Source organism: Clostridium sp. UBA5712, from assembly GCF_002419845.1.
Lineage (GTDB): Bacteria > Bacillota > Clostridia > Clostridiales > Clostridiaceae > Clostridium_J > Clostridium_J sulfidigenes.
In genome coordinates, this window is sequence record NZ_DIGW01000007.1 from 79,404 (window position 1) to 91,637 (window position 12,234).

The following is a 12,234-nucleotide window of genomic DNA, read 5'->3' on the forward strand; positions in this document are numbered from 1 at the left end:
TAGATTTATTGATATAAGTTTAGCAATCTTTAAGACAATCCTTGAAGTCATTCTAGGAGGGATTTTTATGGATTACAGTGATAAAGTTCTAGAGCATTTTTATTCACCAAGAAATGTAGGTACTTTACCTGATGCTGATGGCATAGGTGAATGTGGAGATGTAAGGTGTGGAGATGTAATGAAGATATATTTAATTATAGAAGATAATGTGATTAAAAATGCTAAATTTATGACCTTTGGTTGTGGATCTGCTATTGCATCATCCAGTATTGCCACAGAACTTATTATTGGAAAGACTCTAGAAGAAGCCTGGAATCTTACTAATGAATCTGTTATAGAAGCTTTAGATGGATTACCATCTTCTAAAATTCATTGCTCCGTACTTGCAGAACAAACTATACACAAGGCTATTAATAACTATAGAGAATCTCATGGACTTGAAAAGTGGAAGGATAAGTATAACAATGAATAGATGATGTTTTTGGTTATATAACTTAGTCCACATTAATATTAGTATAAACTCTCTTTAAATAGGCAAGGATAGAAATATCATTTCCTATGAAGGGAGTTTATTTTATGGCTAAAAGTAGAGATTACATCTATATGGATGTAATGAATATCCAAGGAAAAAAGATAGGATATATAAAGGATTTATTAGTTGATTTTAATAAGGGGGAAGTGATAGGATTTAAAATTAGCCCATATAGATTATTGGGTAAGGAGTTTAACGTACTAAAAGAGAATATAGTATATTATAAGTCTCAGCTAGTAATTAACAATATAGTTAAGGATAAGTACTTAGAATTTTCAAGTATTCTGAATATGCATGTTATAGATAAATGTTCTAATATATTAGGTTTAGTAAGTGAGGTTATATTCGGTGATGATGACTTTAAAATAAAAGGACTTGCAGTAAAAGATTATAATATATTCAGCATGTTTAAAAGTAGAAGTATTTTATTAAAACCATACTTGATACTAGGAGACGATTATATATTATATACAGCTGAAAACACTAATATAGCTTTGGAATGTATGCCTAATGTAGGAAAGAAAAAAGCTACTAATAAGGATGTATATTATGAAAAAGATTGATTGGAATTGGAGTAACTTAGGTAGGTTAGCAATAGCTCTATTAATTATAGGTATAATAATATTTTTATTGTGGAAGTTTCCTATTTTTACTGAGGTTTTAGGAGTAGTGATAATATCCTTTATAATTTCATATAGTATTAGACCTTTTCATAAGTTCTTTATGGAAAGGGGACTTAATAGAAAGTTAAGTGCTTTAATAGTAATTCTATCTATTATATTATTTGTAGTTATAATATTTTCTATTTTAGTTCCATGGATATATAATGAAAGCTCCAATTTTGCTGAAGTAATAGGTGAGATGAAAGGTTATTATGAAAGAATTACTGGAGATATTAAATATGTTACTGATAGTCCTTTCGTTAAGGAAGTATTATATAATTCCTATGAAAGATTCAAAGACGCTCTTATGGTAATTATATCGAATTTTTTATCAAAAATTGTATCTATAGCTGAAAATTTGTTATTGCTATTTATAATACCAACTTTAGTGTATTTCTTTTTAAGCGACGGAGATAGTATTTCAAAAGGAATCATGAAGTATATGCCTTTTAGCAATAAATATGCCATTAGAAGAGCTTTAAATCACATGGATAAGGTAATGGAAAGATATATAATAACTCAGTTTGAATTGTGTGGAATAATTGGTATATTGACCTTTATAGCACTAAAGGTAAGTGGTATAAAATATGCTTTAATATTATCTTTAGTAAATGCAGTGTTTAATATAATACCATATTTTGGTCCGGTTATAGGAGCTATTCCAATAATTTTAATAGCACTTTTAACATCTACTAAGAAAGCTGTTATTGTTATATTTTGGTTGTTTGTAATTCAACAGCTAGAAGGAGATATTATATGCCCTAAAATTTTAGGTGAAACTGTAGATTCTCATCCAGTAACCATATTATTACTACTTATAATAGGTGGAAGTATAGGTGGAATTTTAGGGATGATTATTGTAATTCCAGTATGGGTAATGATTAAAATAGTTGTAGGAGAAATAGATTATTATTTATTTTAGTTTAGAATTATTGACAATTGCTGAAATGCTAAATATAATTTATCATATAAGTAGAGAACCAGAATCTATGATTTGGTGTGACTCACTTACTCAACGAAGGCAGTGAGTCGAGTTTCAATTAAATAGAGAACTCAAATCTATGATTTGATGTGAATCACTTACTAAGCGAAAGTAGTGAGTCGAGTTCCAATTGAATATGAAGTTATGATAAGAATTAGTAGATATGGGAAACTTTCAGAGAGAAAGTGGTAGGTGAAAACTTTCAGTGAAACATATTGAAGCTGTCTTGGAGCTATAATTAATTAAGAGATACTAGTTAATCTAGTATAATTAGGGTGGTAACGCGGAAAACTTTCGTCCCTTTTCAGGGATGGAAGTTTTTTTTATTTTATTTTAGAAAAATTGAATAAAAGTCATTGTTATTAGAAATAATTAGGAGGAATGTAATATGAATAATATGGGTTTAAATGAAATAAGAGAAAGCTTTTTAAAGTTCTTTGAAAGTAAAGAGCATTTAAGACTTAATAGCTTTTCTTTAGTACCTAAGAATGATAAGAGTCTTTTACTAATAAATGCGGGGATGGCTCCATTAAAGCCATATTTTACTGGTATTCAGACGCCACCAAGTAAAAGAGTAACAACTTGTCAAAAGTGTATAAGAACTGGTGATATTGAGAATGTAGGAAAAACCTCAAGGCATGGTACTTTTTTTGAGATGTTAGGAAATTTTTCTTTTGGAGATTATTTCAAAGAAGAAATTATAGTATGGGCTTGGGAGTATATAACAGAGGTTTTAAAAATATCTAAGGATAAACTATATGTAACTATATATCTTGAAGATGATGAGGCTTTTGATATTTGGACTAAGAAAACTGATATAGAGTCAAGTAGGATCTTTAGATTAGGTAAAGAAGATAACTTCTGGGAACATGGTGCTGGTCCATGTGGTCCATGTACAGAAATTCACTATGATAGAAAATCAGATCTTCCGCAAATAGAAACTACTGAAGAATTTATTAAAGCTGGTGATGAAGATAGAGTAATTGAATTTTGGAATTTAGTTTTCACACAGTTTGACGGAGATGGTAAGGGTGGATATGAGAGATTAGCAAATCCTAATATAGATACAGGAATGGGACTTGAGAGAATATCTACTATAATGCAAGGTGTAGATAATATCTTTGAAGTAGATACAATTAAGGATGTTTTAAGTGCAGTTTGTAAAAAAGCTGGAAAAACCTATGGCGAAAATAAAGATTTAGATGTGTCTATAAGAATAATAACTGACCATGTAAGAAGTATTACCTTTATGATTGGAGATGGAATATTACCATCTAACGAAGGTAGAGGATATGTATTAAGAAGACTTCTTAGAAGAGCTGCAAGACATGGAAGAATTTTAGGAATCACAGGTACATTTCTAAATGAACTTTGTAACGTAGTTATTGATAGTTCAAAGGGAGCTTATGAAGAATTAGAAGAGAAAAAAGACTATATTAAGAAAGTCATTAGCTTAGAAGAAGAAAGATTTGCAGAAACCATAGACCAAGGTATGGATATATTAAAATCCTATATCGATGAAATGAATACTGAAAAGATAAATGTATTAAGTGGAGAAAAAGCATTTAAACTTTATGATACTTTTGGATTCCCAGTTGAACTCACCGAAGAAATTTTAGTTGAAAAGGGAATGAAAATTGATTTTGATGCTTTCCATAAAGAAATGGAAAATCAAAGGAATACAGCAAGAGCTGCAAGAGGTACATCAAACTACATGGGAAATGATGAAGGTGCTTTAAACAATATTCCAATGGAAATAACTACTGAGTTTTTAGGCTATGGAACTATAAGTAGTAAAGGTAAAGTTTTATCTATGATAAAAGATAATGAGTTTGTAAGCAAAGTAGGAGAAGGGGAAAGATTTGTAGTTGTTACTGAAAAAACTCCATTTTATGCAGAAATGGGGGGGCAAGTAGGAGACATTGGAACTATACACACGGATAAATTCCAAGGAAAAGTTTTTGATTGTAAAAAAAGTACCAGAGGTCATATACTTCACTTTGTAGAAGCTATTAAAGGAGAACTTAAGATAGATGAAATTGTTGAACTGTTAGTAGATTCCACTGTGAGAAGTAATATATGCAAAAATCATACTGCTACTCATATGCTTCATGAAGCTTTAAAAGAAGTCTTAGGAGACCATGTAAATCAAGCTGGATCTTATGTAGATGGGGATAGATTAAGATTTGACTTTACCCATTTCTCAGCTATGACTTCAGAACAACTTAAAGAAGTAGAAGAAAGTTTAAACAGTGAAATTCTTAAAGCTTATGATGTAAACACGGAGATTATGACTATAGATGAAGCTAAAGAAAAGGGAGCTGTGGCTTTATTCGATGATAAATATAAAGAGGATGTTAGAGTTGTATCTGTAGGTGAATATAGCAAGGAACTATGCGGTGGAATTCATGTTAAGAATTCTGGCGAAATAGGGCTGTTTAAGATTCTAAATGAGAGTGGAGTAGCAGCAGGAATCAGAAGAATTGAAGCTGTTACAGGTATTAAATCTGAAAGCTATGTAAATGAAAAAGAGGAGTTATTAAAAGAAATATCGGCAACTTTAAAGTGTGGAGAAAAAGATTTATTAAATAAGTTAAATGGATTACTTACTACTTTAAAAGAAAAAGAAAAAGAAATACAAGGATTAAAGGAAAAATTAGCTAGTGGTATTGAAGATGAAATAATTAATAAAGCTGAAAATATTAAAGGAATCAATGTAATTGCAGCTGCGCTAGATGATATTGAAGGAGATGCACTTAGAAATCTATGTGATAAACTTAGGAATAAGGTTTCAGATGCAGTTGTAGTTCTTGGGAGTAGAGTTGCTGGAAAGGTTCAATTTGTTGTAATGGCTAGTAAGGAAGCAGTTGCAAAGGGTGCTCATGCTGGAAAGATTATTAAAGAGGTAGCTATCATCACTGGCGGTGGTGGTGGTGGAAGACCTGACATGGCACAAGCAGGTGGAAAGAAACCAGAAAAACTAGATGAAGCAATTTCAAAGGTAAGTCAAATAGTAGAAACTTTAGTAAAATAGTATACTTTTTGCATCCAATGATGGTATAATAGAAAATAAAGTAAGGTTGAGAAGGTGATATAATGGATAAACAACATACAGTTCAGTTTGATGTAATGAAAGATAAGAAAGATATGACAAAAGTTATACTAACTGATGTATATGATGCTCTAATTGAGAAGGGCTATAATCCAGTTAACCAGTTAGTAGGCTATCTTATATCTGGCGACCCAACTTATATAACCAACTATAATGGCGCAAGAGCATTAGTAAGTAAACTAGAGAGAGACGAGATATTAGAAGAAGTTTTAAAATCTTATCTAGATATAAAATAAAAATGCCTTTTAAGGCATTTTTATTTTAAAATTACACATAATATGTAATAGGTAAAAGTGTAATACAGTCCATTAAAGATGTATATAGTGTTGGAATAATAAATTGATTTTATCCATTAGTGTTAATTATAATAGCATATAATTATTAATTTGTAATGATCAGAATAAGGAGCACCCATATAAGGATAAAGAAGAGGTTTATCCTATGACTACCCGCTCTAATACTCCCATCTTCTTCAAAGTGGGAGTAAAGAGCGGCTACGACCCTGGATAACGATTTCTAACCTTCAGGGGGAGTAAAAACTCCCTCTGAAGCAAAGAACTCTGTTTATCATAATGGAGCTCCTATATTTGTAATATACAGTTAGGAGAAGAGCATGAGAGTACTTGGATTAGATGTGGGTGATAGAACTATTGGAGTAGCTATAAGTGACCCACTAGGCTTCACAGCTCAAGGAATTACCACCATAAGACGTAAAAAGGAAGAGGCAGATATAGAAGAAATTATAAAAATATGCAACGAATATAATGTTGAAACTATAATTTCAGGATTACCTAAGAATATGAATGGTACTATAGGTGAGCAAGCAGAAAAGGTACAAAGATTTTGTGAAGCGTTAAGGGAGCACGTAAACATAGAAATTAAATTTTGGGATGAAAGACTTACTACTAGGGCAGCACATATGGCTATGTTAGAAGCTGATATGTCAAGAAAAAAAAGAAAAGGCTTGGTTGATAAGATAGCTGCTACTTATATTTTACAGGGGTACTTAGATAGTCTTAGTAAATAATATTATCATGAATAAGATAATATATAGTATAAACTTAAATAGGCACTTATAGCTTACAGAATAGAATTGTAATATAGATAATTTCTATATAGAAAAATACTACCAATATGTAGAAGGAGGAAATTTTTATGGAAAATTTTTTAGAAAATATAACATTGACTGACGAAGAAGGTAATGACGTTGAGTTTGAAGTTATAACCAAGTTAGAAATAGAAGATACAGAGTATTTTATAGTAGCGCCTATTGATGATGAAAATGAGGATGCTATTGCATTAAAGGTTCTTAAGGATGAAGATGGAGAAGAATACTTTGCAACAGTAGAGGATGAAGAAGAGTTTAACATGGTTAATGATGCTTTTGAAACTCTATATGATGAAGGTGTTATAGAATAAATATACTTCACCTAGTGGTGAAAGGAGTAGTGTTAATTTATGTCTAATGAGAAAATTGAAAATTTAAAACTTATTCTAAAAGAAAAGGGCTATAAATTGACACCTCAAAGAAGGTCTATACTTGATGAGATTATTAAAAATGAAGGTAGCCACTTAACCACAGAAGAAATATATGATTTAGTAAAGGTTAATTGTCCGGAAATCGGACTTGCAACTGTGTATAGAACTGTTCAGTTATTAGAAGAAATGGGAGTGCTATATAAACTTGATTTAGATGATGGATGCAGTAGATACGAACTTTGTGATGAAGATGAAAGTCATCAACATCATCATTTGATTTGTCAAAATTGTGGTAAAGTCATTGAGGTTGAAGGAGATCTTTTAGAGGAGTTAGAGCAGGGAATAGAAAAAAAGTATAACTTTAAAATAAAAAATCATAGTTTAAAGTTTTATGGAATTTGTGATAATTGTTCTTTACAATAATAACTTTATTATTAGTAGAGATGTTATATAAATCTATACTATATGATATTAAAATTTCTATTAGAAATTAAATGTATATATGTACAGATTAGATTAAGATGCTCAAAAACCTAATCTTTTATATTAATAAAGTTAGGCAGAGCATAAAGAAAATTATGTAGAAAAGGAGGGTAGGTTTTGAAAAAAGAAAAAGAGAAGATTAAAATAATTCCTTTAGGGGGATTAAATGAGATAGGTAAAAATCTAACTGCTATAGAATATAAGAATGATATAGTTGTTATCGATTGCGGATTGAAATTTCCAGATGATGAGATGTTGGGAATTGACGTAGTTATACCAGATGTTACTTATCTAGTTAAGAATATTGATAGAGTAACTGGAATATTTTTAACCCATGCTCATGAAGATCATATTGGTGCTTTACCATATGTATTAAAGCAAATTAATGTTCCTGTTTATGGGACTAAACTTACACTGGGAATTGTGGAAAGTAAATTAAGAGAGCATGCATTATTAGGAGTGGTTGACTTAAGAGAAGTTAAGCCAAAGGATATCATAAAGCTTACTAGTGTATCTGTAGAATTTATTAAAACAAATCACAGTATAGCAGATTCGGTAGCTATAGCTATACACACACCATTAGGTGTAGTACTTCATACTGGAGATTTTAAGATTGACTTTACACCTATAGATGGCAAGGTTACAGATTTAACTAGATTTGCAGAGCTAGGGAAAAAAGGAGTAACTGTACTCTTAGCAGACAGTACTAATGTAGAGAGACCAGGATACACTATGTCTGAAAGCATAGTTGGAGAAAGTTTCGAAAAGATTTTCCATGGTGCTAAGGGAAGAGTTATTGTTGCAACTTTTGCTTCTAATATTCATAGGGTTCAACAGATAATAACAGCAGCTAGAAAGTATAATAGAAAAGTTGCACTTTCTGGTAGAAGTATGGAAAATATAATCGCAGTTGCTATAGAACTTGGATATATTACTATAGAAGAAGATGCATTAATAAGTATAGATTCTATGGGGAAATATCGTGATGATGAAATAGTTATGATAACTACTGGAAGTCAAGGAGAACCTATGGCAGCTCTTTCAAGAATGGCAGCTTCTGAGCATAAGAAGGTAAATATACAAAAGGGAGACCTAGTAATATTATCTGCATCGCCTATACCAGGAAATGAGAAATTAGTTTCTAAGGTTATAAATCAATTGTTTAAACAAGGGGCAGAAGTAGTATATGAATCACTAGCAGAAGTTCACGTATCAGGTCATGCATGCCAGGAAGAGTTAAAACTTATGCATTCTTTAGTAAAACCGAGATTCTTCATACCAGTTCATGGTGAATATAGACATTTAAAACAACATGGTGAACTAGCTGTTAAGTTAGGTTTGTCGGAGAAAAATGTGTATATAGGAGAAAATGGAGATCTTATTGAAGTAAGTAGAACATCTATAAGAAAAGCAGGTACAGTAGCTTCAGGGCAAGTTTTTGTAGATGGACTTGGAGTTGGAGATGTAGGAAATATTGTTCTAAGGGATAGAAAACATCTATCACAAGATGGTATCCTAACTGTTGTAGTTACCATGGGTAAAGATACTGGAAGTGTTATTGCAGGTCCAGATATAATTTCAAGAGGCTTTGTCTATGTTAGAGAATCTGAGGATTTAATGGATAAGGCTAGAGAGGTTGTTAAAGAGGCCCTTGCACATTGTGAAGAAAAACACATTACGGAATGGCCTACTATAAAAGCAACAATTAGAGAAGCTCTTAGAGAGTACCTTTATGAAAAGACTAAGAGAAGACCAATGATTTTACCTATAATTATGGAAGTTTAAAAAACTTCATTTTTCATTAATTGTTATAAGTTGAGATTACACAAATAGTAATTAATGATAAATCTATTCTGTATTGGGATTTAATAATGTTTTAATAACATTGACTTTTTATCCACATAATATTAGAATTGAAATAGTTAATTTAAATTGGATACTTAAGTATCCAATTTTATTTTGTGGTTTATTATTAAAATAAAATTTTGGAGGAAAAATATGAATTTATATACAAGAGAAGATATAAGAAACATCGCTATAATAGCTCACGTTGACCATGGTAAGACAACTTTAGTGGATGCGCTTTTAAAGCAGAGTAAAGTATTTAGAGAAAATGAAGTAATGCAAGAGAGAGTTATGGACTCAAATGATTTAGAGAGAGAAAGAGGAATAACTATTCTTTCAAAAAATACTGCAGTAATGTATAATGGAGTAAAAATAAACATTATAGATACTCCAGGCCATGCTGATTTTGGTGGAGAAGTTGAGCGTGTACTTAAAATGGTAGATAGTGTTTTACTTGTAGTAGATGCTTATGAAGGAGCTATGCCACAAACTAAATTCGTTCTAAAAAAGGCCCTTGAGCTTGGATTAGATCCAATGGTTGTTATCAATAAAATTGATAGAAAAGATGCAAGACCAGAGGCAGTTATAGATGAGATCTTTGACTTATTTGTAGAATTAGGTGCTACAGATGAGCAATTAGATTTTAAAATAATATATGCATCTGCTAGAGATGGAGTTGCAGTATCAGAACTTGAAGATGAACCTGTAGATATGGTTCCATTATTTGAAGCAATTATTGAAACTGTGCATCCACCAAAAGGTTACATAGACGAGCCACTACAAATGCTAGTAACATCAATAGATTACAACGAATATGTTGGTAAAATTGGAATAGGTAAGATTGAAAGAGGAACTATTAAAAAGAATCAAACCGTAGCTCAAATGTCAAAGGACGGATCAAAGAAAAATGTAAAAGTATCAAATGTTTATACTTACGATGGATTAAAAAGAGTTGAGGTAGAAGAAGCTAAACTTGGTGATATTATAGCTATATCAGGAATTCCTGGTATAAATATTGGAGAAACAATAGCAGATGCTACAAACCCAGAAGCATTGCCATTTGTTGATATTGATGAGCCAACGCTTAGTATGAACTTTATAGTTAATAACTCACCTTTCGCAGGTCAAGATGGAGATTTTGTTACATCTAGACACTTAAGGGATAGACTTATGAAAGAACTTGAAACTAATGTAAGTTTAAAAGTTGAAGAAACTGATTCAGCAGACTCATTTAAAGTTAGTGGAAGAGGAGAACTTCATCTTTCAATTCTTATTGAAACTATGAGAAGAGAAGGATATGAATTCCAAGTATCTAAGCCATCTGTTATATACAAACATGAAAATGGAGAACTTTTAGAACCTATGGAAAACTTAACAATGGACGTACCAGAAGAGTATATGGGAGTTGTTATGGAAAAAATGGGTCCAAGAAAAGCAGAGATGGTTAACATGACTAGTGCTGTTAATGGATATACTAGACTTGAATTTAAAGTTCCATCAAGAGGAATAATTGGATTAAGAAATGAGTTTATGACTGAAACTAGAGGAAATGGAATAATGAACCACGTTTTAGTTGGTTATGAAAAATACAAAGGTGATATAGTAGAGAGAAACAGAGGATCTCTAGTTGTGTTTGAATCTGGAGAGTCTATTGGATATGGATTATTCAATGCACAAGAAAGAGGAAGATTATTTATAGGACCAGGAGTTCCAGTATATCAAGGAATGGTTTGTGGAGAATGTTCAAGAAATGAAGATATAGAAGTTAATGTATGTAAGAAGAAACATCTTTCAAATACAAGATCTTCAGGATCAGATGATGCACTTAAATTAATACCAGTACCTAATATGTCATTAGAGCAATGTATAGAATTTATAGCTTCTGATGAGCTTGTAGAGGTTACTCCAAAAACTATAAGATTAAGAAAGAAAATACTAGATCCAACCCTAAGAAAGAGAGCAGCATTAAAGAAATAATATTTCCGTTCATGGGGGTGTAATATGAAGAAAATTGTAAGTATAATTGTAATAGTATTAATAGTAATATTAACAGTCAGTGGTTTTTATTACAATTATTCGACAAAGTCTCCATTAAAAGGTGAAGAAGTCACCGTAGTTGTAAATGAAGGGGATTCGCTTTACAACGTATTAGATAGGTTAGATAATCAAGGTTTTGTAAAAAGTAAAACATTAATCAAGATTTATATGAAGTTGCATAATACTTCAGCAGAACTTGTACCAGGAACATTTAAGTTATCAGGTAATTTAAGCTTTGAGGAGATAATTGCTGTTTTAGAGAATAAAAATAATGAAGGCTCTATATCTGTAACTATTCCAGAAGGATATGATATAGAAAAAATGGCTATATTATTTGAGGAAAAGGGATTATTTACTAAGGATGAGTTCTTAAAAGCTATAAAAGAATATGCAGCTCCTGATTATATTCCATCAAAGGAAGGAAGGAGATATGATTTAGAAGGATTTTTATTTCCTGATACATATTTCTTTAATCAAGGAGTTAAACCTAATGAAGTTATAGCTACTATGAATAATGCTTTTAATTCTAAAATTAATAGCATTATTCCTGAAGGAACTAATATTTACGATATAATAACTATAGCTTCTCTTATTGAAAATGAAACTAGAGTAGATGAAGAGAGACCATTAGTTTCCTCAGTTATATACAATAGGTTGAAAAAGGAGATGAAGCTACAGATTGATGCTACAGTTATTTATGCTTTAGGTGAGCATGTAGATACTGTTTTAAATAAACATTTAGAGGTAGACTCACCTTATAATACTTATAAAAATCATGGATTGCCATTGGGGCCTATATCTAGTCCAGGAATATCATCAATTTTAGCAGCAGCTAAGCCTGAAAGTACTGATTATTTATTTTACGTTTTAGAAAAAGATAAAACACATCATTATTTTACTGATAATGATGTAGACTTTATGAATAAGTTAAAAGAATTAGGATACTAAGATATTAAATTTAGAATAAAAAGTTGTAAGCTCAATAATTTTGAGCTTATAACTTTGTATTATAAAATTATTATATTCTTAATAGTAAATGTATATGATATGTATAAGAGATTTTAAATAGAGTATATAAATAATGATTAAATTATATAGGATT

11 protein-coding genes and 1 other annotated feature are annotated in these 12,234 nt (G+C 30.9%); all 11 genes read left to right on the top strand.

All coding sequences use genetic code 11. The features are described 5' to 3' along the window. Positions 1-67: 67 nt before the first annotated feature. The 11 genes from nifU (at position 68) to mltG (ending at position 12,080) form a co-directional block, all read left to right on the top strand. Positions 68-472, top strand: a complete 405-nt coding sequence (gene nifU, locus B3B03_RS02785; protein ID WP_346848304.1) for a Fe-S cluster assembly scaffold protein NifU — start codon at positions 68-70, stop codon at positions 470-472. A gap of 104 nt (positions 473-576) precedes the next feature. Then, positions 577-1,095 carry a PRC-barrel domain-containing protein gene (locus tag B3B03_RS02790; protein ID WP_035133245.1) on the top strand — a complete coding sequence of 173 codons (519 nt, stop codon included), beginning with the start codon at positions 577-579 and terminating at the stop codon, positions 1,093-1,095. Beyond that, positions 1,082-2,116, top strand: coding sequence for an AI-2E family transporter (locus B3B03_RS02795; protein ID WP_346848305.1), 1,035 nt, complete (start codon positions 1,082-1,084; stop codon positions 2,114-2,116). Before B3B03_RS02790 ends, B3B03_RS02795 begins: the two co-directional genes overlap by 14 nt. Before the next feature lie 195 nt (positions 2,117-2,311). After that, positions 2,312-2,481 (top strand) — a binding site (T-box leader). A gap of 83 nt (positions 2,482-2,564) precedes the next feature. Beyond that, the gene (gene alaS, locus B3B03_RS02800; protein ID WP_346876444.1) at positions 2,565-5,210 is read left to right on the top strand and encodes an alanine--tRNA ligase; all 2,646 of its coding nucleotides are present in this window, start codon (positions 2,565-2,567) and stop codon (positions 5,208-5,210) included. Between the two features lie 62 nt (positions 5,211-5,272). Beyond that, a complete protein-coding gene (locus tag B3B03_RS02805; protein WP_035133250.1) occupies positions 5,273-5,524 on the top strand; it encodes an IreB family regulatory phosphoprotein in 252 nt (83 codons plus the stop codon). A gap of 377 nt (positions 5,525-5,901) precedes the next feature. Continuing rightward, positions 5,902-6,315 (top strand): Holliday junction resolvase RuvX, encoded by a 414-nt coding sequence (gene ruvX, locus B3B03_RS02810; RefSeq protein WP_346848307.1) that lies wholly within the window; start codon positions 5,902-5,904, stop codon positions 6,313-6,315. 128 nt (positions 6,316-6,443) lie between these two features. Next, positions 6,444-6,707: a DUF1292 domain-containing protein gene (locus B3B03_RS02815; protein WP_035133255.1), complete on the top strand. Its 264-nt coding sequence runs from the start codon at positions 6,444-6,446 to the stop codon at positions 6,705-6,707. Between the two features lie 39 nt (positions 6,708-6,746). Further along, positions 6,747-7,190, top strand: coding sequence for a Fur family transcriptional regulator (locus tag B3B03_RS02820; protein ID WP_035133257.1), 444 nt, complete (start codon positions 6,747-6,749; stop codon positions 7,188-7,190). Positions 7,191-7,367: 177 nt separating this feature from the next. Continuing rightward, positions 7,368-9,035, top strand: a complete 1,668-nt coding sequence (locus tag B3B03_RS02825) for a ribonuclease J (RefSeq protein ID WP_346848308.1) — start codon at positions 7,368-7,370, stop codon at positions 9,033-9,035. 213 nt (positions 9,036-9,248) lie between these two features. Continuing rightward, complete coding sequence (typA, locus tag B3B03_RS02830) at positions 9,249-11,072, top strand: translational GTPase TypA (protein ID WP_346848309.1); 1,824 nt, start codon at positions 9,249-9,251, stop codon at positions 11,070-11,072. Positions 11,073-11,096: 24 nt separating this feature from the next. Next, on the top strand, positions 11,097-12,080 hold the full coding sequence (mltG, locus tag B3B03_RS02835) for an endolytic transglycosylase MltG (RefSeq protein ID WP_346876445.1): 984 nt from the start codon (positions 11,097-11,099) through the stop codon (positions 12,078-12,080). The last annotated feature ends 154 nt before the right edge of the window (positions 12,081-12,234 follow it).